Raw genomic sequence first — 242 nt, 5'->3', positions numbered from 1 at the left:
ATGCAATCTGTAGCCGAAGAAATAATAAAGATAAGTGCCCCTACTAAATGTAGAATTGGTAACTCTACATCACCAATTATAAATGAGCCCCACTCAAAGGGCGCTAACATAATGACCATAAAAATTGGAATTAAGAAGATTCTAGATATTGTAATTTTATTTGGTAAATTCACAGCTATTCCTCCATCCTGTCAAAAACATTTGTTCATTGAAAAAAGTCATCGAAGCGATGACTGTTATTG

The 242-nt window shown here is 33.5% G+C and carries 1 protein-coding gene; it reads right to left on the bottom strand.

Going from position 1 to position 242, the window contains the following annotated elements:
- Positions 1 to 173 (bottom strand): CDP-alcohol phosphatidyltransferase family protein (locus AC0IXC_RS29340; protein ID WP_471653726.1); only part of this gene is annotated, 173 nt, incomplete at its 3' end.
- Between the last annotated feature and the right edge of the window lie 69 nt (positions 174 to 242).

This window comes from Bacillus sp. AC266, from assembly GCF_979253805.1.
The sequence above is the reverse complement of the archived record's forward strand: the minus strand, read 5'-3'. Positions and strand labels throughout refer to the sequence as shown.